Raw genomic sequence first — 21,532 nt, 5'->3', positions numbered from 1 at the left:
CCGCACACCCCTCCATCATATGGACCAAGCGAGCGCTTGGTCAAGTCATGCGGCGCGCTCGGCGATCACCTTCCGAGCCCGCCGCGCGTCCGGGGAGTACCGCACCGGGGCGGGCACCAGACCGATGCCGGTGTGCAGCGCCCGCAGGGAGGCCGTCGCCCACAGGTCTCCCAGCGGGGTCGCGGGCAGCCCGTAGAGCCTGCGGGCCCAGCGCGGCAGGGTCGCGAAGGCGAGCAGGGTGACCATGGGGAACACCGGCTTGAGCGGGGTCAGGCGCGCCGGGAGCGGCGCGTTGAGCGACTGCCTGAGCGGATGGGGCACCTCGGGCGCGAGGTAGAGACCCGGACGGCAGGCCCGGATGTAGTCGTCCAGCTCGCCGACCGAGCCGGGCACGTCCTCGGGGCGCAGGCCGACGACCTCGGCCGCGCGGCGCCACTCCGCGACGAACCTGTCGGCCTCCTCGCCGCTCAGGCGCACTCCGGCCCGCCGGGCGACCGACAGGTAGGAGTCGACCTCGCCCACATGGACCCAGAGCAGCGCGGCGGGGTCGTCGAGGCGGAACCGCTCGCCGGTGTCGGGGTCGAGGGCGGTGAGGCTCGCGTGGATCTTCCTGACCCTGGCCCCCGCGCGGGCGACCTCCCCGGTCGTACCGTAGGTGCGCACCCGGACGAACTCGGTGGTGCGCACGAAGCGGGACCAGGCCTCCGCGGGGTCCATGAGCGCCGAGTTCTGCGCGACCCCGCGCATCGCCCGAGGGTGCAGGCCCTGCATGAGCAGCGCCCTGAAGCCTCCGACGAGCAGGATCGGCTCGCCCATCACCTTCCAGGTCACCGAATCCGGTCCGAACAACCCGTGATCCATGCGCCGCCTCCCTCGTAAGTGGTCAATTACGCTACCGGAGGGGGGCTGGGCACACATGTCCCGGGTCTGTGACACAAGCGGAACGAGATCCGGACGGGGGTGTCACGGCCAGGTCATCAAAGTGTCACAGATCCGTGAAAAGCGACTTTTAAGTGGTCCGATTCTTTCACCTCACCCCCCCACCGCGTCAACGGAATTGAAGCTACGAACAGGTGGAAATTACACAACAATAAAATGAGTAAGGAGTAGACCATTGATTTGACCTTGACTGTTTTGCGATGGTTCCAAGGATCAGGCTCAGCCATGCTCGTTGGGAGCGCCCGCACGATGACCATCCCTGCACCAGCCGCGTCCACCACCGGGGAACCCCCCGCGGTGAAGACACCGGAGACGGTGGGCCGTTCCCCCGGCCAGTTGATGTGGCTGCGCTTCCGCCGCGACCCCACCGGCATCGCCTCGGCCGGCGTGGTGATCTTCTTCTTCCTCGTCGCGATCCTCGCGCCGGTCATCTCCTGGCTCTACGGCAAGGACCCCTACACCCTCTACGGCCAGGACACCCCGGGGCTGCTGAACGACTTCGGCTACCCGGTGCTGCCCAACGGCGGCATGAGCTCGGACTTCTGGTTCGGCATCGAGCCGAACCTGGGCCGGGACGTGTTCATGCAGCTCGTCTACGGGATCAGGACCTCGCTGCTGATCGCGATGGTCTCGACGCTGCTCATCTCGATGATCGGCATCGTCATGGGCATCGTCGCCGGGTACGCCGGGGGCAGAACCGACTACTTCATCGGCCGCCTGATCGACATCGTCCTGTCGTTCCCCTCCACCCTGTTCATCATCGCGTTCATGCCGGTGGTGGAGAACCTCTTCGTCAGCCCCGACGAGGAGACTCCGGTCTGGTTGCGGGCGGTGACGCTCATCACCCTGCTGACGGCCTTCGGCTGGGCCGGCATCGCCCGGCTGCTGCGCGGCCAGGTGCTCTCCATGCGCGAGCGGGAGTTCGTCGAGGCCGCCAAGGTGACCGGTGCCTCCCCCGCCCGGATCATCTTCAAGGAGCTGCTGCCCAATCTGTGGACGCCGATCCTGATCCAGTCGACCTTGCTGCTGCCCGCGATGGTGACCGCCGAGGCGGCCCTGTCCTTCCTGGGCGTCGGGATGATCGAGCCCATCCCCGACTGGGGCCGGATGTTCCTGCGGGGCACCCAGGTCTACCAGAACGACATCACCTTCCTGATCTTCCCCGGCGCGGCTTTGCTGATCTTCGTCATCGCGTTCAACCTGCTCGGTGACTCGGTCCGCGACGCCTTCGATCCCAAGCTCAAGCGTTAGACCTGAATAGGAGAGAGATGAAAGTCCGTACGCGGTCAGCGATGGCCGTACTCGCCATAGGCGCGCTCGCACTCACCAGCGCGTGCGCCGAGGGCAACCAGGGCGCTCCCGCCGCTCCCAGCGGTTCCGCCGCTTCGTCCGCCCCCGCCGCGGAACCCTTCAAGGCGCCGACCATCACGATCGGCACCGCGGAGGACTCCAAGGGCCCGGCCATCGAGCCGGAGGGCGTCGTCAAGGGCGGCACCGTCACGATGATCGACCGGGACGACTTCTCCCACCTCGACCCGGCCCAGCTCTACGTCAACACCGAGACGAACTTCTCCCTCCTGATCGCGCGTACCCTGACCGGCTACAAGCGCACGGCCAAGAGCGAGTACAAGCTGGTCGGCGACCTGGCCACCGACACCGGCACTCCTTCCGACGGCGGCAAGACCTGGACCTTCACCCTCAAGGACGGGGTGAAGTGGGAGGACGGCACGCCCATCACGTCCGAGGACGTGAAGTGGAGCATGGAGCGGACGTTCGCCTCCTTCGTCACCCAGGGCCCGACCTACATCCAGCAGTGGCTGACCGAGGTCGACCACAAGAAGGCCTACCAGGGCCCCTATGACGGCAAGCGCCTGGACAGCATCGAGACGCCGGACGACAAGACGATCGTCTACAAGTTCAAGACGCCGCACGCCGACGCCAGCTACGCCTTCGCCATGGGCGGCTACGGCATCGTGCCCAAGGCCAAGGACACCAAGGAGAAGTACGACAAGGCCCCCGTCTCCAGCGGCCCGTACATCATCAAGAACCACGTGGTCGACAAGTCCATCGACCTGGAGCGCAACCCGAACTGGGACGCGGCCACCGACCCGATCCGCGGCGCCTACCCCGACAAGTGGCGTCTGGAGTTCGGCCAGGAGGCCCTGCAGATCACCGACCGCCTGATGGCGGACGCGGGCCCGGACCAGACCGCCTTCACCTTCTACGCGACCGTTCCCCCGGAGCGGCTGCAGCAGGTGCTCGGCGACCCCGCGCTGGCGCCCCGCCTGATGAAGAGCCCCTCGCCGTACGGGAACTACTACTACTTCAACCTTGACCGGATGAAGGACGCCAAGATCCGCCAGGCCATCAACTACGCGTGGCCCTCCAAGCAGATCCAGCAGACCATGGGCGGCCCGGCCGCCGCGGCGCTGCCGACCACCATCCTCAACGAGAACACCACGGTCGGCTACCAGCCCTACGACCTGTTCAACAAGACGACCAAGCCCGAGGGTGACATCGAGAAGGCCAAGCAGCTGCTGGCCGAGTCGAGCAACCCGACGCCGACCATCGTCTACGCCTACAACCAGACGCCGGTCCAGGAGCAGGTCACCGTCGTGATCAAGAGCGCCCTGGAGAAGGCGGGCATCAAGGTCGTGGCCAAGCCGCTGGACCGCAAGACCTACTACGACTCCATCGGCCTGACGAAGAACGAGTTCGACCTGTACTGGGGCGGCTGGGGCGCCGACTGGCCGTCCGGCTCGACGGTCCTGCCCGTCATCTTCGGCCCGATCGCCGACGGTGCGCCGAACTACTCGCACCTGAAGGACGAGGCGCTCACCAAGAAGATGGACGAGATCACCGCGATGACCGACATCGACGCGCAGAACGCCGCGTGGATGGCGCTGGACAAGGAGATCCAGGAGACGATCACCCCGCTGGTCGTCGCCGAGAACCGGATCGCCAACACCCTGCACGGCTCCAAGGTCGGCGGCGCGGAGATCGACCCGCAGTCGTGGACCGTCCAGCCGAACAGAATCTTCGTGAAGCAGTAACGCCCACGAAGCCTTAGGAGACACCGGCGGCCGTGGCCTCGCGGAGAACGACACCGTTCCCCGCGAGGTCACGGCCAAGGGGCCGTCAGGCCCCAGCAGCGGTCCCAGCCACCTCGGGAAACAGGCAATGCTTCCATTCATCACTCGCCGCACGCTCGGCGCCGCGGTCACGCTTCTGATCATCGCCGCGGTCACGTTCTTCCTCTTCTTCGCCGTGCCCGCCGACCCGGCGAGGCTCGCCTGCGGCAAGGTCTGCCCGCCCGACCTCCTGGAGCAGGCGCGGCACAACCTGGGACTGGACCAGCCCCTGTTCGCCCAGTTCGTGGCCTGGCTGGCCGGCATCTTCGTCGGCCGCGACTACGAGAACCTGGACTACTGCCCGGCCCCCTGCCTCGGCTACTCGTTCGTCAACCGCGAGCCGGTGTTCGAGACGATCCTGGACCGGCTGCCGGTCACCGTCTCCCTCACCATCGGCGCGGCGATCGTCTTCCTCATCTTCGGCATGGCGACCGGCATCATCGCGGCCCTGCGCCAGGGCAAGCCACTGGACAAGATCGCCAGCGTGGCGTCCCTGATCGGCGCCTCCGTGCAGATCTACTTCATCGGCACGCTCGCGCTCTACGTCTTCGTCTACAAGGGCCAGCTCCTTCAGCGGCCCCAGTACCTGCCGTTCACCGAGAACCCCATCGCCTGGGCGAGCGGGCTGGCGCTGCCCTGGGTGGTGCTGGCGATCATCTTCACCGCCAACTACACCCGTATGACGCGCTCGACGATGGTGGAGCAGCTCAGTGAGGACTACGTCCGCACCGCGCGGGCCAAGGGCATGTCCGGCCGGACCGTCGTGATGAGGTTCGCCCTGCGCGGCACCCTGACACCCATCATCACGATCTTCGGCGTGGACCTCGGCACGCTGATCGGTGGCGCGATCATCACCGAGACCACCTTCGGGCTGCAGGGGCTCGGACGGCTCTCCATCAAGGCCGTCGAGGATTCCGACCTGCCCATGCTGATGGGCACGGTGCTCGTGGCGGCCGGGGCGATCGTCTTCTTCAACATCGTCGTCGACGTCCTGTACGCCTTCATCGACCCCCGCGTGCGGCTGGGTTAGGAGTCCTGAAGAAAGTGTCAACGTTCCTCTCGGTCCGCGACCTGACCGTCGACTTCCACACCGAGGACGGCGTCGTCCACGCGGTGGACGGGCTCTCCTTCGACGTGGAGAAGGGCACCACGCTGGGCATCGTCGGCGAGTCCGGGTCCGGCAAGTCGGTGACCAACCTGACGGTGCTCGGCCTGCACAACCCGGAGACCACCACGATCAACGGGGAGATCCGGCTGGACGGCGAGGAGCTGATCGGCGCCTCCCGCTCCACCATGGAGAGGCTGCGCGGCAACAAGGTCGCGATGATCTTCCAGGACCCGCTGACCTCGCTCTCCCCGTACCACACCATCGGCAAGCAGATCTCCGAGGTCTACCGCAAGCACACCGGCGCGAGCCGCGCCGAGGCCAGGGCCCGTGCGATCGAGATGCTGACCCGGGTCGGCATCCCGCAGCCGAAGACCAGGGTGGACGACTATCCCCACCAGTTCTCCGGCGGCATGCGGCAGCGCGCGATGATCGCGATGGCCCTGGTCTGCGACCCCGACCTGCTGATCGCCGACGAGCCCACCACCGCGCTGGACGTGACGGTGCAGGCCCAGATCCTGGACCTGCTCAAGGAGCTCCAGGACCAGATGGGCACCTCGATCATCCTGATCACCCACGACCTCGGCGTGGTCGCCAACACCGCGCACGAGGTGCTGGTGATGTACGCCGGGCGCGCGGTGGAGCGCGGGACCGTCAAGGAGGTCCTCCGCGAACCCCGCCACCCCTACACCTGGGGCCTGCTGGCCTCCATGCCCAAGCTGAGCGCATCGGTGGACGTGCAGCTCCAGCCGGTCCGCGGCACCCCGCCGAGCCTGATCAACGTCCCGCCCGGCTGCCCCTTCCACCCTCGGTGCGACTTCATGGAGGTGGCGGGGCCCGAGCTGTGCCGCTCGGAGCGGCCCGAGCTGTCCCCGCACCGCGGCCACGGCGACGCGTGCTACCTGACCCTGGCCCAGAAGCGGGAGATCCACAAGTGAGCGAGACGACCTCCGAGCCGCTGCTGGAGCTGTCCGGTCTGAAGAAGCACTTCCCGGTGATGGGCGGCCTCATCTTCAAACGGCAGGTCGGCCGGGTCCACGCGGTGGACGGCATCGACCTGACCGTGCACGCCGGTGAGACGCTCGGCCTGGTCGGCGAGTCCGGCTGCGGCAAGTCCACCGCCGGGCGGCTGGCGGCCCGGCTGCTCGAACCCACCGCGGGCGGCATCCGCTACGCCGGACGCGAGATCGGCCACGCCGGTCGCAGGGAACTGAAGCCGATCCGGGCCGAGATCCAGATGATCTTCCAGGACCCGTACTCGTCGCTCAACCCCCGGCACACCGTGGGCACCATCATCGGCGGCCCGATGGAGATCAACGGGATCGACCCGCCGGGCGGCAGGACCAAGCGGGTCCAGGAGCTCCTGGAGATCGTCGGGCTCAACCCCGAGCACTACAACCGCTTCCCGCACGAGTTCTCCGGCGGCCAGCGGCAGCGGATCGGGGTGGCCCGCGCGCTCTCCCTCAACCCCAAGCTGATCGTCGCGGACGAGCCGGTCTCGGCCCTCGACGTCTCCATCCAGGCGCAGGTGGTCAACCTGCTCCAGCAGCTCCAGCGGGACATGGGGATCGCGTTCCTGTTCATCGCGCACGACCTGGCGATCGTCAGGCACTTCTCCCAGCGGGTCGCGGTCATGTACCTCGGCAAGATCGTCGAGGTCGCCGACCGCGCCTCCCTGTACGAGCGCCCCCGCCACCCCTACACCCACGCGCTGCTGTCGGCGGTGCCCGAGGTGCAGGAGGACGACGAGCCGCGCGAGCGCATCCGCCTGGCGGGGGACGTGCCCTCCCCCATCAACCCGCCGTCCGGCTGCCGCTTCCGCACCCGTTGCTGGAAGGCCCAGGACAAGTGCGCCACCGAGGAGCCTCCGCTGCTCAGGCTGGAGGGCAACAGGGAAGGTCACCTGACCGCCTGCCACTTCCCCGAGGAGCCGACCGTGCACGGCCAGGACGTGGTGCTCGACCCGGCGCTGCAGACCTGACACCGGCCGTCACCGGTCCTCGCGACCGGTGATCCCCGGTGAGCGAACGGCGGAGGGCGGACCCGTCCCGGGTCCGCCCTCCGCCGTTCGGCTGTCCGCCTGACGGTCCGGTCCTCCCGGACGCCCCCTGGACCGGGCCGGTCAGTCGCGGGTGGCCAGGGCGCGCAGACCGTCGACCGCGCGGGCCGGGTCCTCGGCGCCGTAGACGGCGTTGCCCGCCACGAAGACGTCGGCGCCCGCCTCCGCGCAGCGCTCGATCGTCGTGTCGGAGACGCCGCCATCCACCTGGAGCCAGACCTGCCCGCCACAGCGGTCGATCAGCTCGCGGGCCCGGCGGATCTTGGGCAGCACCACGTCGAGGAACTTCTGCCCGCCGAAACCGGGATCGACGGTCATCAGCAGCAGCATGTCGAGTTCGTCGAGCAGGTCCTCGTACGGCTCGACGGGGGTGGCGGGGTTCAGCGCCAGGCCGGCGCGGGCACCGGCGCCGCGGATCTGGCGCAGCGTGCGCACCGGGGCCTTGGCCGCCTCCACGTGGATGGTCACGCTCTGGGCCCCGGCCTCGGCGTAGGACGGGGCCCAGCGGTCCGGGTCCTCGATCATGAGGTGGCAGTCGAGCGGCAGCGAGGTCGCCTTGAGCAGGGACTCGACCACCGGCAGCCCGAGGGTCAGGTTGGGGACGAAGTGGTTGTCCATGACATCCACGTGCAGCCAGTCGGCGTTGGAGACCGCCTTGGCCGCCTCGGCGAGGCGGGCGAAGTCAGCGGACAGGATGCTGGGCGAGATCTGTACGGCCATAATTGGCCGATTCTATGAGGCGGCGCCCTGCCCTCCGTCACCCGCCGTCCACCGCGTGACCCACGTCACACGTCATCCGACGCTCGACACCCGCCGCACATCGCATGACATATCAGGAATATAGCTATATCTCCGCTTTTTTCGCCATTCACACCGTCGCATCTCCGGCACCGAACTCGCAGATGGCCGGGGATTTCGCAGGACGCGAATTCATAACTATCCCGGCGAGCGGGAGATCCCCCGAGTAATTTCCTTCAGGAATCATCCGAATTCTCGAATGAGACGGTACGCGAGAACCGAAAAGCTCCACTTTGACCGACTTTCAGCCTTCATCGGAGCCGGATAGCGATGTCCTTTCGCCGCAACCTCCCACGCTCGGTTCTCATTCCGATGATCGTCGCCGTCGCTCTCCTCACCGTACCCACCGCGACCCCTGCGCCCCCCTCCAACACCACCGAACCCTCGCCGATCGTCGGGACCCACATTTCCGGAGACGGCAGAACCCTCACCGCGAGGGCCTCCGGCCGGGTGCTCTGGAAGAGCACCCGGAGCAGTCCGTTCTTTGGCAGAACCGACCTGTGGATGGACGAGCCGGAGAGTGCGGCGAGGATGTGGGGGGATTTCGAGGACGCGGAGCGAAAGGCCGCCACCTTCACCGGCCGCCACGTCGCGATCGAAACCGAGATCGAGTCAGGCACCCCGGGCGATCCGGGCAACCGGCGGCGCATCACCGTGCTCGACGCCCTGACCGGCCTGCCGACCTGGAGCATCCTGTCCGGCCACCCCGCCGACGGCCGGGCGCGGCCGTTCTTCTACCTGATGGGCGCGGCGGCGGGAAGGTTCGTCATCGACGTTCCCGCGCTCCGCGTGATCCGCGCGCTGGACCCGCGGGACGGAACGATCGGGTGGGAGAGGAAACTGCCCGGCGACTGCGTGAGCGCCGCCCTGCCATCCACCGACCCACGGACCTATGACGACGATCCCATCCAGACCTACTCGCTGGCGGACAGGAACCTGGTGGTCGCCATGACCCGCTGCGCGGGCCGCCGCACCGCACTCACCGGCATCGACCCCACCACCGGGCGCGTTCGCTGGGAACAGCGGCTCCCCCCGTCCGACCTCCCGCGACTGAGTCTGGAGCAGGGCATCTCCGTCCTGACATCCCCCCACGCGATCACGATCTTCGACGAGAACGGTCTGATCCTCACCGACGACCTCATCTACCACTCCCCCTCCTGGAGGATCACAGCCGGAGCCGTGATCGTCTCTGACGGCGACTGGAGGGGTCCCGGATCGGGAGTCAGATCGATCAGCCGGTCGTCGGGACGGATCATGTGGTCCCGGCCCGACCTGTCAGGGAAGGTCGGCACCGGCGCGGGGAAGATCTACCTGAGGTCGGCGGAGGGAGACATGCTGAACGTCCTCGATCCGGTCGACGGGCACACACTCAGAACGCTCTCGGCGCCGCTGACCGAGAAGGACATCGGGGCCGCCCTCGCCGCCCCGCCCGACTGGAGCAGACGGGGAGGGGTGCCCGCGGCCGACTGGCCGGACCCCTGCGCACTGCTGCCCGCCACCGAACTCGCCTCCCTCTCCGGCACCGGCGGGTACCCGGTCACCCCGATCCCCGCACCCCCCGAGCTGGGCCTGACCACGCCCCTCGCCTGCGAGTTCGCCACCAAAGGAAAGGGAACGGCCGTCACCGTCTCCGTCATCTGGGTGTACCCGTCAATCGAGAAGGCCGCGGAGAGGATGAAGAAGCTGACCGGCGAAGAGGACCCCCCGAACGCGGCGCGACACCTCGGCTACTTCTCCGAGGAAAAGGATGCGGTCGCCATCAGAGAGGGCCGCGTCGTCGTCACGGTGGAGGCCTTCGGCGACCGCGCCCTGCTCCGGCACGCCCTGCGGATCACAAGGGAGCGGCTGCGGGCCCGGAAAGGGACCTCATGACCGCGCAGACGTCCCCCGAGCAGCCGGCCGGGGAGAACACCCGGGAGGACACGGAGGAGACCCCCCTGGCGAAGGCCACCCGGCCGGTCAGGTGGCTGGGGGTCACCGTGGCCGGAGGACTCGCGACGGTCATCGCGGGCATCGTGGTGACCGGCTGGTCGTGGGTCCAGGATCAGTGGCGCGACTTCCACCGGGAGCCCCGGATCAGCGCGATCGTCTACTCTCCGGAGACCGCGGGGATATCGTTCGCCTTCCCCGACGCCATCACCTCGGGCCCCGACCGCCGCCTCCTGCTCAACGGCGGCTACGAGCCGCTGGTCAGATCCCGGGGCTCACGGATCGGTGAGATCAAGGTCCTCCTCGTGCTGCGGGGCCGGCGCAACGACCCGGTCCGCGTCCTGGACGTCCGGCCCCGGATCCTGTCCTCGGGACCCGTCGCGGCCGGCACGTGTTTCCATCTTCCCAATGCCGGCGAATCGCCCGTCTTCCCGGTGAAGGCCGACCTCGACCGGCTCGCCTCCTCGGGCAGGTCCGCCGGACGGCTCCTGGAGAAGAACATCGACCTCGTCTACGGGGAGAGGACGTCGGTGGAGCTGACCGTGACGGCGCGAAAGCGCCGCTACGAATGGGACATCGAGGTCTCCTACGCCTACGGTGACTCGGCCGAGGTCCAGCGTGCCTACTTCACCGCCGAGGGCGACCGGCCTTTCCGGCTCACCGGCCCCGCCCGCAGGTACACCATCGGCTACAGCTCCATGATCAGCTATTTCCGCGAAACAGGCAGGAACGTCAAGAGATGCTGAGGAGGCCGGCGGCGATCCTCACCCTCCTCCTCGGCGGCGGGCAGGCGGTCGTCGTACGGACCGGCCGTGACCTGGCCCGGATCCGATCTCCCCACCTCGGCGTGCGCGACAGGCCGGTCCCGGTCGCCCGCGAGCCGGCCGGACGGCTCGGCTCACTGAGATGGGCGGTCCCGGCGAGCCGGTCCCCCTCGGTGGAGCAGGCCCGGGATCAGACGTTGACCCGGACGTGGTACCCCTCCAGCCAGGCGTTGAGCTGCAGCAACCCCTCCAGCGCCGCCCGGCCTCCCGCCGGGCCGCCGTCCGTCTCCGGCCGGTCGATCACCGCCCGTACCTTCTCCCTGTCGATCAGCGGCTCGGCCGCGATGTCCCCGCGGCCGAGCAGCCGGGCCACCTCCGCGCGGACGGCCTCGGTGTAGGAGGGGTCCTGCGTCGAGGGGTAGGGGCTCTTGTGGCGGTGGACGACCGAGGGCGGCAGGATGTCCGCCGTGGCGGCGCGGAGCAGGCTCTTCTCCCGTCCGTCGAAGGTCTTCATCGACCAGGGGGCGTTGAAGACGTACTCCACCAGCCGGTGGTCGCAGAACGGCACCCGGACCTCCAGCCCGACGGCCATGCTCATCCGGTCCTTGCGGTCCAGCAGGGTCTGCACGAACCGGGTGAGGTTCAGGTAGGAGATCTCCCGCATCCGCCGTTCCAGCCCCTCCTCACCCGGTAGCCGGGGCACCTCGTCCAGCGCGTGCCGGTAGCTGTCCGCGCGGTAGGCGGGGATGTCCAGCTTGCGCATCAGGTCCTCGTCGAGGAGCGCCCCCAGCCCGCCGAACCGCGCCATCCCCGGGGAGACCAGCCAGGGGAAGGTGTCTGCGGCGACCGCCTCCGGATCGTGGAACCACCGGTAGCCGCCGAAGACCTCGTCGGCCGACTCCCCGGACAGCGCCACGGTGGAGTGCTCCCGGATGGCGCGGAACAGCAGGTAGAGGGAGGTGTCCATGTCACCGATGCCGATCGGCAGATCCCGTGCCCGCAGGACCGCGCCGCGCACCGCCGGGTCCATGAGGTCGGCGGAGTCCAGGACGATGTCGGTGTGGTCGGCGTCGACGTGCCGCACGACCTCGTGCGCGTACGGCGTGTCGGGGGTGTCGCGCATCTCGTCGGGCTGGAAGTTCTCGGTGTATCCGGCGAAGTCGACGGAGAACGACCGGATCCTCCCCTCTCCCCGCTCCCGAAGCCCCAGCGCGGCGAGTGCCGTGACGGCGCTGGAGTCGAGGCCGCCGGAGAGCAGCGCGCAGAGCGGCACGTCGGCGACGAGCTGGCGGCCGACGATGTCGTCCAGCAGGTCGCGTACGCCCGCGACCGTGGTGGCGAGGTCGTCGACGTGCTCGTGGGAGTTCAGCTGCCAGTAGCGGCGCCGGCACAGGAACTCGCGGGTCACCCGGATCGCCTGGCCGGGGCGAACCTCGTACATGCCCTGGTAGACGGCGTGCTCGGGGGTCTTGACGAAGGCGATCAGCTCGCGCAGCCCGTCGGCGTCGACGGTGGGCGTCCCGGCGAGCGGGTTGGCGAGGATCGCCTTGGGCTCGGAGCCGAACAGCACGCCGTGCGCGGTGGGGTAGTAGTACAGCGGCTTGACACCCATCCGGTCGCGGACGAGCAGCAGCTCCTCGCGGCGGGTGTCCCAGATCGCGAAGGCGAACATGCCGTTCAGCCGGTCGGCGAGGTCCTCACCCCATTCGAGGTAGGCCCGCAGCACGACCTCGGTGTCGCTCCGGGTCTGGAAGCGGTGGCCGTGGGTGGCCAGTTCGGCACGTAACTCGACGAAGTTGTAGATCTCGCCGCTGTAGGTGAGGACGGCAAGCGGCAGCCCCTCCTCCGCGACGACCATCGGCTGGCGGCCGCCCTCGATGTCGATGACGGCCAGGCGCCGATGGCCTATCGCGACGTGCGGGGCGAGCCAGATCCCCGCGTCGTCGGGCCCTCGGCAGGCCATGGTGTCGGTCATGGCCTTCGCGATGTCCGATGACTGCCGGACATCGCCCTCGAAGTCCACCCATCCACAGATTCCACACATTTCGCCACCCCCGCGTCCTCTTGGAAGCAGTTATGCCCAGTCGAACGGCGTGCGGCATCCATATATGCCCTGACCTGCGATGACGGTCCCGGGGCCGATCAGCGGCGGCGCAGCAGGGCCAGGAACATGGCGTCGGTGCCGTGCCGGTGCGGCCAGAACCGCGCGTACGGCCCCTCGCCCAGCCCCTCGACCTCGGGGAGGTAGGCACGGGCGTCCAGCGCCTCGACGTCGTCGCGGCGGCGCAGGGCGTCGCCGACCACGACGTCGGTCTCGGCCAGGTGCGGCGAGCAGGTCACGTACCCGACGACGCCGCCGGGACGGACCGCCTCGATCGCCGAGGCGAGCAGGTCACGCTGGAGCCTGCCCAACTCGGGAAGACTCCGGGGATCACGGCGCCAGCGGGCCTCGGGGCGGCGGCGCAGCGCGCCCAGGCCGGTGCAGGGGGCATCCAGCATGACCCGGTCGAAGACTCCGGGCCGCCAGGCGGGCACGGTGCCGTTCGCGGTGATCACCGCGGCCTGCCGGGTCGTCTGCCACACCAGTCGCGCCCGGTGGTACTGCAGCTCGGCGGCGAGCAGGCGCGCCCCACCGGGGAAGGCCTCCGGCCCCGCGCCCGCCGCGAGGCCCGCCTCGTCACCGTGGGTCGCGATGGCGTCGAGCAGGCCGGCCTTGCCGCCGGGGCCCGCGCACAGGTCGAGCCAGCGCGAGTCGGCGCCCTCCACCGGGACCCGGGTCAGGGCCAGCGCGACGAGCTGGCTGGCCTCGTCCTGGACGGCGGCCCGCGACTCGGCCACGGCGAGGATCGCCCCGGGGTCGCCCTCGGGCAGATGGGCCGCGTACGGGGAGTATCCGGCGGGCTCGGCGCCCGCGTCGAGGAGCTCCGCGACCGACGAGCGGCCCGGACGGGCGACCAGGGTCACCCGGGGACGCTCGTTGTCGGCGGCGAGCAGGGCGGCCGTCTCGTCGAAGTCGCCGCCCACGGCGTCGCGCAGCGCCTCGACGATCCACCTCGGGTGGCTGTGGGCCACCGCCAGATGGCCGACGGGGTCGTCGGCGGGGTCCGGCGCCACGATCGGGATCCACTGCTCCAGCGACCGGGTGGAGACCTTGCGCAGCACGGCGTTGGCGTACTTCGAGGCACCGATGCCCACGCGCAGCCGCACCAGATCGACCGTGGTGCCGACGGCGGCGTGCGGGGGCACCCGCGTCTTGAGCAACTGGTGCACGCCCAGCCGTACGGCGTCGAGCAGCGGCGGGTCGACGTCCTCCGGCGCCCGGTCGCTGCAGGCTGCGATGATCTCGTCGTAGGTGCCGAGACCGCGCAGGGTGCCGTAGGCCAGTTCGGTGGCCAGTCCCGCGTCGCGCCCCGACAGGCGGCGCTCGCGCAGCAGCGCGGGCATCAGCAGGTTGGCGTAGGCGTCCCGCTCGTCGACGGCACGCATCAGGTCGTACGCGGTGTTGCGCGCCTCGTCGCGGACCGGCTTGGGCGGACGCCCGGCCCCGGCCGTGCCCCTGCCTCGGTTCCCGCCCGCTCCATGGCCGCGCGGAGTCGCCCCCCGGCCGCGCCCGCCTCGTGCGGCGTTACGGCCGTCACCACCAGCACTGCTCATGATCTCTAGGCCAGCCGATCCTCGTCCGTGGGCCGCACACCGCGGGCCCACTCCCCCGCCCTCATCAGACGCTTGCCCTGCGGCTGCACCTCGCCCAGCTCGACCGGGTAGGTGGCGGTGCCGACCAGGACGGTGTTCTTGGACGCCGCGATCTGGCCGGGGGCCAGGCCCGAGGCGTCGGGAACCGGTCGCAGGGGGCCGAGCTTGACCCGCTGGCCGCGGAACTCGGTCCACGCGCCCGGGGCGGGGGTACAGGCACGGACCAGCCGGTCGACGCGCATGGCGGGTGCGGACCAGTCGACCCTGGCGTCGTCGACGCTGATCTTCGGGGCGAGGCTGACCCCCTCCGCGGGCTGCGGAACGGCCTCCAGCTTGCCGTCCTCGATCCCGTCGAGGGTGGCCGTCAGCAGCCCGGCACCGGACTCGGCGAGCCGGGCGAGCAGCTCCCCGCTGGTGTCCGCGGGGCGGATCTCCTCGGTGACCACGCCGTAGACCGGGCCCGCGTCCAGCTCCTTGACGATCCGGAAGGTGGCCGCGCCGGTGATCGCGTCACCGTGCAGCACGGCGTGCTGCACCGGCGCCGCGCCGCGCCAGGCAGGCAGCAGCGAGAAGTGCAGGTTGACCCAGCCGTGCCGGGGAATGTCCAGGGCGGCCTGGGGCAGGAGCGCACCGTAGGCGACCACCGGGCAGCAGTCGGGGGCGAGCTCGGTGAGCCGGTCGAGGAAGGCCGGGTCACCCGCCTTCCGCGGCCTGAGCACCTCGATGCCCGCCTCCTCGGCGAGCTCGGCGACAGGGCTCGGATGGACCCTGCGGCCCCGGCCCGACTGGGCGTCCGGCCGGGTGACGACGGCGACGACGTCATGGCGGGGCGAGTCGATCAGAGCCCGCAGCGCGGGCAGGGCTGTGTCCGGGGTTCCGGCGAAGACCAGGCGCAAGGTTCCTACAGAGCCTTCCCGTGGGTGGCGTGCGGGGAGAACTTGAACGCGGGGGCCGACAGACCGTTCCAGTCGGCCTCCCGGATCGCCTTCATGGCGAGTTTGCGCTGTTTGGCGTCCATCCGGTCGATGAACAGCACGCCGTCGAGGTGGTCGGTCTCGTGCTGGAAGCAACGGGCCATCAGGTCGGTGCCCTCAAGCGTCACCGGCTCGCCGTGCATGTTGAAACCGGTCGCCACGGCCCGCAGCGCCCTGGGCGTGGGGAACGAGAGGCCGGGGAAGGACAGGCAGCCCTCCTCGCCCTCCTCGTCCGCCTCGTCCGACAGGTCGAGGTTGGGGTTGATCAGGTGCCCGAGCTGGTCGTCCACGTAGTAGGTGAAGACCCGGAGCCCGACCCCGATCTGGGGTGCCGCCAGCCCGGCCCCCGGTGCGTCCATCATCGTGTCGGTGAGGTCCTTGACGAGCTTGCGCAGCTCCTTGTCGAAGTCCTTGACCGGATCGGCCGGAGTGCGCAACACCGGGTCGCCGAAAAGGCGGATCGGCTGAATGGCCAACAGGGGTCTCCTCACGCTTCAGGGGATCGCCCCAGTCTAAGGGCGCCGGCCGCCTCCCCCGGGCCTTCCTCCGCACCTCAGCGGGAGCGGGCCTTCATGGCGGCCTTGCGGGCCGACTTGGCCACCGCGGCGGTGCCGTGCCTGGAGCCGAGCAGGTCGAGGACGGCGAACGTGTCGGGGTGCTCCACCAGGGCCATCTCCTCGACCACGCGTACCAGGTCCGCTCCGGGTTCGAGCGCGTCGAACTCGCAGATCGCCTCGGAGGCCTCGCCCCGCTCCAGCAGCGAGGCGAGCGAGTCGACCGCGAGCCAGGTGTTGTCCGCGGGGGTGAGCGCGGGCGCGGGCAGATCGCGGATGTGCAGCCAGGAGGCGGCATAGCGCCACATGGCGGGCTCGGAGAGCGCCTCCCTGAGCGGGGCCTCGGCCTCGGGGCCGAGCTCCTCCAGGATCGTGCCCGCGACACCGCGCCGGCCTGCCGTGCCCGAGGCTGCGACCTTGACCAGCTCGCGCGCGGCGGCCTCGGGGTGGCGGGACTCCAGCCACACGGTGACGGCGCTGGGCGCGGCGGAACCCTTCACGATCGCCTCGACCAGCTCGGGCGCGCCGAGGTCGGTGAAGACGGCGACCTCGGCGCCCGTCGGCGCGTCGTGGCCCTCCCTGATGAGGTCCTGGCGGACGGCCCACATGCCGAGCGGGGTCAGCCGGGGCCTGCCCGACCGCGAGGTCTCGACCAGCCCGCAGTAGCCCAGGAGCGACAGTGCCGACTCCAGCTGGGCGGGCAGCGTGCCGGTCAGCGTCCTCATCTCGGCGGGACCGGCCCCGCAGGCCACCTGGTGCGACTGCAGGATGCCCTTGACCAGGGTCGTGGTGGACAGTCCTTCGCGCACGGCGTACAGCGTGGCGAGCATCTCGGCCAGGTGATCGTCGATCACGGGAGACCCGGTCAGGTCGTCGTCCGCACGGTCGAGGACGTCCATGACCACGCCGTCCCAGAACCCCAGCACGGCCCGGTGCGGCAGGTCGGCGGAGAGCGCCAGCGGGCCGGGGCCCACCCGGCCGCGGGAGATGCGCAGCATGCCGGTGTTGACCGCGACCACCCAGAGCAGGTGCAGCCGCGCCGGGCCCGGCAGGCCGAGCTCCGCGCACGGCGCGAACGGGTCGGGCAGCAGTCCCTCGGGGGTCACCGCGCGGGTGCCGGTCCAGGCGGCCAGCCGCTGGGCGTCGAGCACCAGCGGCACCAGCGGCACCAACGCGGCCAGCTCGGCGTCCGGGGCGAGGTCGACCGGCGGGAAGCTCAGCGCGTCGCCGCGCGGGGGGCAGTCACGGCCCGCGGCTGTGACCGACTCCTCCAGAACGGCTGTTCGCAGCTCGCGGGGTGCCGCTCCCAGCTCGTCCACAAGCCTGCGCAGCTCGCCGATGTCGAAGACGTTCCCACTGTTCCCGCTCTTTGCCACCCGTGAAACTTACTGCACTCGCGCCTCACGCATACACGGCTCAGCCGATGGCGCGGGAACGTGCCTTGAAAGCCGCCTTGCGGGCCGCCTTGGCCGCGTTGTGGTCCCTCAGCGAGCGTCCGAGCAGCTCAAGAACCTCGACGACCTCGGGATGATCGACCCGCCACATCTCCTCGATCACGCTCTGCGGCGGCCCGGAGGCGGACATGTTCTCGGCGAACGCCTCCGGATCCTCCTCGGCGGAGGGCATGGCCAGGACGAGCATGTCCACGCTCATCCAGAGCACCTCCTCCGAGGTGAGCGCGGGGGCCGCCAGACCGCGCGCGGTCAGCCAGTGGATGGCGTGCGGGCGCAGCTCCGGCTCCTCCAGGAAGGCCCGTACCGCCTCCTCCGCGTCGGCGCCGAGGCGGTCGACGATCGTCACCGCGACGCCCCTGGCGACCGAGGGCGCCCCCGAGACGGAGCCGAGCAGCTCGGTGACCGCCCGCGCCGGGCTCCTGTGCCGCAGCCAGCCCTCGATGTCGGCCTCGGCCATCTCGGCGGGCATCCCCGACAGCAGCCCCTCGATGAGCTCGGGTGCGTCGGCGAGGGCCAGGTCGGCCGCCTGGGGCGCCTCGATGCCCAGGTCGGTGTAGAGCCTGTGCAGCCCCCACAGGGCCAGCGGGGTGAGCTCCAGGAGTTCGTCGCCCGGCTCGGCCATCCCGCAGTAGGCGAGCCGCCGCGCGACCTCGGGGACGTCGATCTCCCCCTCCTCCACCAGGCCGATCTCGTCCAGGTACTCCCTGACCAGTGGGATCGGCACGGGTGCCTGGAGCCGGTAGAGCATGTCGCACAGGCCGTAGAGCTCCTCGTCCAGGGAGACCTCACCCGTCACGGCACCGCCGGTCTCCTTCTCGACGACGAACTCGACGGTCGCGGCCCAGATGTCGAGCGGGTCGAAGTCCTCGCCGTCGAAGATGGCGGTGCCCTCGACGGTGACCAGGCCGGTGTGGACCGCGAGTTCCCAGAGCAGGCCGGGGTCGGTCACCGAGAGCTGGGCGATCGCCTCGGTGGCGTCACGGACCCTGAGCCTGCCCTTGACGGTGGGGGTGCGCCCCCCCGCGAGCATCCACTGGACCAGCCTGCGCGCGTCGGTCAGCAGCGGCACCCGCAGGCTGCTCTGGGCGAGCGTCTCACGGGGCGCCAGGCGCACCGGGGGAAGCGGCGAGCAGCCGGGGCAGTCGCAGTGCTCGACGGCGGGCTCCTCCTGCACCGCCGAGACGGAGAGGATCGCGCTCCCAGCGTCCCCGGTGGCCCGCTCCAGCGAGTCGGCGCCCATCGCGCTGAAGAGGCTCTTGGCCATGCCGAACCTGGAGGTGTCGGCGAGGGCGATGGGCATCTCGGGCTCGATCCGGTCGAGGACGCTCCTCATCCGGACGGCCATCTTGCCGCCGATCTCCTCGGTCGAGAGCAGGAAGTCGACCAGGGTGCGGGCGGCGGCGACGGTCTCGGGGGCGCTCTCCGGCGGGGCGATGACCTTGCGTGGATAGATGTTGAGCAGCAGCTCCTCGAAGGCGACAGGGGTGAAATCACCCAGCTCGTTCACGTCCAGATAGTCACTCGCGTAGTCGCAGAGCAGCCGCACCTCGTCCACATCAACGTCCAGGCCGCGCGCACGCCCCCACGCGCGCAGGTCGTCTACGGCCCGATTCACCCATTCGATCGACACAGGGGAAAATTAACGGCTTACTGCCAGCACCGCGAATCGGGGAAACAACTCAAATCACATCTAGAGGGTCAATGCATACCTTGACCACCTCCGCGGCCTTGCGTGCGGAGCGCACTCCCACGGCTCCTTTCAGAGCCGCGGCCAGCGTGGAGCCGGAGCCTCGCGCGATCCGCACCATGGCACGTTCCCGCACTTGATCCCCCCTGGGCGAGGCCACCGGGACCGGGCCGAGCACCTGTGCCTCGGGGGGCAGCGCCAGCTCACCGAGCATTTCCCTGACCCCCGCCGGGGATCCGGTGAGCGTCGCCATTTTCACCGCCGGGGGGAAACCGAGTTCTGTCCTGTCGGCCAGTTCTCTCTCGGCATGTGTCACCGGATCCCAGCGCAGCAACGCCTGCACGACGGGCAACGAGGAATCGGCCAGCACGACCAACTCGGCGGCGGGCCGCAGCAGCGCCGCCGCGTTCATCCACCGGCGCAGCGTCTCCTCGGCGGCGCGCAGGTCCGGTCTGCCGAGCAGCGCCCAGCCGTCCAGCAGCACCGCCGCCGCGTATCCGCCCTCGGGCACCGGCTCGGCTCCCGGGGTGGCCACCACCAGTGCCCGGGCCGCGCCGACCGTGGCCAGCACCCCGTCCCTGCCCGACGTCTTGACCCGTACCGAGGGGAAGGCCCGCCCCAGTTCCTCGGCGGTGCGGCGGGCACCGACCACCTGGGCCCGCACCCGCGCCCCGCCGCAGGAGGGGCAGCGCCACTCGCCGGCGATCCGGCCGCACCAGCGGCAGTACGGGGCCACGTGGCCACCGCGTAGCGCGAAGGGCCCGCCGCAGTGCCCGCAGCGGGCCGGCGCCCGGCAGCCCTGGCAGGCCAGCGCGGGCAGGTAGCCCCGCCGGGGGACCTGCACCAGCACCGGGCCGCTCTCCAGCCCCGTGCGCAGGATCCGCCAGGCGAGGCTGGGCAGCCGGGCGGCCCTGGCCGCCTCGTCCCTGGCCAGCTCCGAGTCCTCCCCCGCCGGACGGATCCTCGGCGCCCTGGCCCTGACCGCCTGGCGGGCCGCGACGATGGGCCCCGCCCAGCCCGTGGCGATGAGCTGGGTGGCCTCCGCCGTACGGGCGTACCCGCCGATGAGCAGGCCCGCGCGGGCCCGGTGGGCACGCAGTGCGAGGACCTCCCTGGCGTGCGGGTAGGGGGCGAGCCGCTCGGAGTGCAGGTCGTCACCGTCGTCCCAGATCACCGCCAGCCCGAGGTCGGCGACCGGGGCGAACGCCGCCCCCCTGGTACCGACGGCGACCCGGACCTGGCCCCTGGACAGGCGCAGCCACCGCCGGTAGCGCTCCGCGGGCCCGAGGTCCGCCGTCAGCGCCACATGCGCGCCGGGCCCCAGGACGGCGCTCAGCGCCGCGTCGGCCAGGGCCACGTCCTTGCCGTCGGGAAGCACCACGAGGGCTCCCCTGCCACCGTGCAGGGTCTCCCGTACGGCAACCGCGACCGCCCGCGGCCACCCGGGCCCGTCCTGGCCGGTACCCGGCAGGGCGGTCCACACGGCTCGGGGGGAGCCCCCCTTCGCCAGCGCCGCCAGGAACGCCGCCCCCTCCCGGTAGTCCGCCCACGGCCCCGGTTCCCGCTCCGGCTCGCCCCCCGGATGATCGCCCGGCCCGCTCTCGCCTCCCTGTCCCCGCCCCGGCACGGTCGTCCCCGGCCCCTCGCCCAGCCCGCTCTCGTCTCTTTGTCCCGGCCCCGGCACAGTCCCCCGTTCCTCGCCCGGTCCGTGTTCCCCTCCCGGTTCCGTCCGCCTCGGCCCCGCCTCCCCTGTCTCCGGCTCTCCCGCCGTCCGTTCGGATCCGGGCTCTCCGGAGGTCTCAGCCGCGTCGCTCCCCGCCCGCGAGTCCGTACCGGTCTCGGAAACGGGATCGGCGGAGGCGGCGACGGTCTCGGCCTCGACCCTGGCGTGGCGGGGCGGGACCGCCAGGCGCAGCACGTCGGCCATGGTCCCGGCGTAGTGGTCGGCCACCACCCGGGCCAGCGCGGCGATCTCCGGGGTGAGCACGGGCTCGGCGGAGACGACCCGCTCCAGGCGGGTCAGCCTGCCCTGGTGCTCGGTGGTCTCCACCCGTTCCAGCAGGAACCCGTCGACGAGCTTGCCCGCGAACCTGATCCGGACCCGGCATCCCGGCACCGCGGCGGTGTCCAGGGGGGCGGGGACGAGGTAGTCGAACAACCGGTCGAGGTGCGGCAGCGGGGTGTCGACGACCACCCGCGCGACCGGCAGCTCCGCGGCCGGCTCCGGCACCCCTCTGACCTGCTCGGCCACCCCTTGCGCCCGGGCCACCCCCGCCGCCCTGACGGCCCCCGCCCGCGCCCTGGCGGCCTTGCCGGGCACGGGCCGTTCGCGTACGGCGTCGAGCGGCAGGAGGGCGTCATCGTCCGGCGAGGGGTTGGCGTGGGTCACCCGCCTGTCCTACCAGACACCGGCGCCCGGTCCAGCCCCTCGGCCCGTCGGCGGCA

16 protein-coding genes are annotated in these 21,532 nt (G+C 70.8%); 7 read left to right on the top strand and 9 right to left on the bottom strand.

Annotated elements, in window-relative coordinates; all coding sequences use genetic code 11:
* Positions 1-45: 45 nt before the first annotated feature.
* On the bottom strand, positions 46-861 hold the full coding sequence (locus ACQP0P_RS16305; protein ID WP_433377152.1) for an oxygenase MpaB family protein: 816 nt from the start codon (positions 859-861) through the stop codon (positions 46-48).
* Between the two features lie 303 nt (positions 862-1,164).
* Between ACQP0P_RS16305 and ACQP0P_RS16300 the strand changes: the two genes are divergently transcribed.
* The 5 genes from ACQP0P_RS16300 (at position 1,165) to ACQP0P_RS16280 (ending at position 7,156) form a co-directional block, all read left to right on the top strand.
* Positions 1,165-2,190, top strand: coding sequence for an ABC transporter permease (locus ACQP0P_RS16300; RefSeq protein WP_433377150.1), 1,026 nt, complete (start codon positions 1,165-1,167; stop codon positions 2,188-2,190).
* Positions 2,191-2,207: 17 nt separating this feature from the next.
* A complete protein-coding gene (locus ACQP0P_RS16295) occupies positions 2,208-3,992 on the top strand; it encodes an ABC transporter substrate-binding protein (RefSeq protein ID WP_433377147.1) in 1,785 nt (594 codons plus the stop codon).
* A 127-nt stretch (positions 3,993-4,119) separates the two neighbouring features.
* Positions 4,120-5,100: an ABC transporter permease gene (locus ACQP0P_RS16290; RefSeq protein ID WP_433377145.1), complete on the top strand. Its 981-nt coding sequence runs from the start codon at positions 4,120-4,122 to the stop codon at positions 5,098-5,100.
* A 14-nt stretch (positions 5,101-5,114) separates the two neighbouring features.
* On the top strand, positions 5,115-6,113 hold the full coding sequence (locus tag ACQP0P_RS16285; protein WP_433377142.1) for an ABC transporter ATP-binding protein: 999 nt from the start codon (positions 5,115-5,117) through the stop codon (positions 6,111-6,113).
* A complete protein-coding gene (locus ACQP0P_RS16280; RefSeq protein WP_433377140.1) occupies positions 6,110-7,156 on the top strand; it encodes an ABC transporter ATP-binding protein in 1,047 nt (348 codons plus the stop codon). Before ACQP0P_RS16285 ends, ACQP0P_RS16280 begins: the two co-directional genes overlap by 4 nt.
* Positions 7,157-7,297: 141 nt before the next feature.
* Here ACQP0P_RS16280 and rpe read toward each other — a convergent pair whose 3' ends face one another.
* A complete protein-coding gene (gene rpe / locus ACQP0P_RS16275) occupies positions 7,298-7,954 on the bottom strand; it encodes a ribulose-phosphate 3-epimerase (protein ID WP_433377137.1) in 657 nt (218 codons plus the stop codon).
* 390 nt (positions 7,955-8,344) lie between these two features.
* Between rpe and ACQP0P_RS16270 the strand changes: the two genes are divergently transcribed.
* Both ACQP0P_RS16270 and ACQP0P_RS16265 read left to right on the top strand, forming a co-directional pair.
* Positions 8,345-9,904 (top strand): PQQ-binding-like beta-propeller repeat protein, encoded by a 1,560-nt coding sequence (locus ACQP0P_RS16270; RefSeq protein ID WP_433377134.1) that lies wholly within the window; start codon positions 8,345-8,347, stop codon positions 9,902-9,904.
* A complete protein-coding gene (locus ACQP0P_RS16265; RefSeq protein ID WP_433377132.1) occupies positions 9,901-10,707 on the top strand; it encodes a hypothetical protein in 807 nt (268 codons plus the stop codon). The genes ACQP0P_RS16270 and ACQP0P_RS16265 overlap by 4 nt, the downstream gene beginning before the upstream one ends.
* Before the next feature lie 208 nt (positions 10,708-10,915).
* Here ACQP0P_RS16265 and asnB read toward each other — a convergent pair whose 3' ends face one another.
* The 7 genes from asnB to ACQP0P_RS16230 all read right to left on the bottom strand — a co-directional run bounded on the left by asnB (position 10,916) and on the right by ACQP0P_RS16230 (position 21,476).
* Entirely contained in the window at positions 10,916-12,769 is a 1,854-nt protein-coding gene (asnB, locus tag ACQP0P_RS16260) for an asparagine synthase (glutamine-hydrolyzing) (RefSeq protein ID WP_433377129.1), read from the bottom strand.
* A 98-nt stretch (positions 12,770-12,867) separates the two neighbouring features.
* A complete protein-coding gene (locus ACQP0P_RS16255) occupies positions 12,868-14,379 on the bottom strand; it encodes an RsmB/NOP family class I SAM-dependent RNA methyltransferase (RefSeq protein WP_433377126.1) in 1,512 nt (503 codons plus the stop codon).
* 5 nt (positions 14,380-14,384) lie between these two features.
* Entirely contained in the window at positions 14,385-15,314 is a 930-nt protein-coding gene (gene fmt / locus ACQP0P_RS16250; protein ID WP_433377124.1) for a methionyl-tRNA formyltransferase, read from the bottom strand.
* A 5-nt stretch (positions 15,315-15,319) separates the two neighbouring features.
* A complete protein-coding gene (gene def / locus ACQP0P_RS16245) occupies positions 15,320-15,868 on the bottom strand; it encodes a peptide deformylase (RefSeq protein WP_343979553.1) in 549 nt (182 codons plus the stop codon).
* 77 nt (positions 15,869-15,945) lie between these two features.
* Complete coding sequence (locus ACQP0P_RS16240; RefSeq protein ID WP_433377120.1) at positions 15,946-17,322, bottom strand: hypothetical protein; 1,377 nt, start codon at positions 17,320-17,322, stop codon at positions 15,946-15,948.
* Between the two features lie 40 nt (positions 17,323-17,362).
* Positions 17,363-19,015 (bottom strand): hypothetical protein, encoded by a 1,653-nt coding sequence (locus tag ACQP0P_RS16235; protein WP_433377117.1) that lies wholly within the window; start codon positions 19,013-19,015, stop codon positions 17,363-17,365.
* Between the two features lie 64 nt (positions 19,016-19,079).
* Positions 19,080-21,476 carry a primosome assembly protein PriA gene (locus ACQP0P_RS16230; RefSeq protein WP_433377114.1) on the bottom strand — a complete coding sequence of 799 codons (2,397 nt, stop codon included), beginning with the start codon at positions 21,474-21,476 and terminating at the stop codon, positions 19,080-19,082.
* Positions 21,477-21,532 lie beyond the last annotated feature (56 nt).

Source organism: Streptosporangium sp. CA-115845, assembly GCF_050943795.1.
Lineage (GTDB): Bacteria > Actinomycetota > Actinomycetes > Streptosporangiales > Streptosporangiaceae > Streptosporangium.
This window is presented reverse-complemented; position numbering and strand designations above follow the sequence as displayed.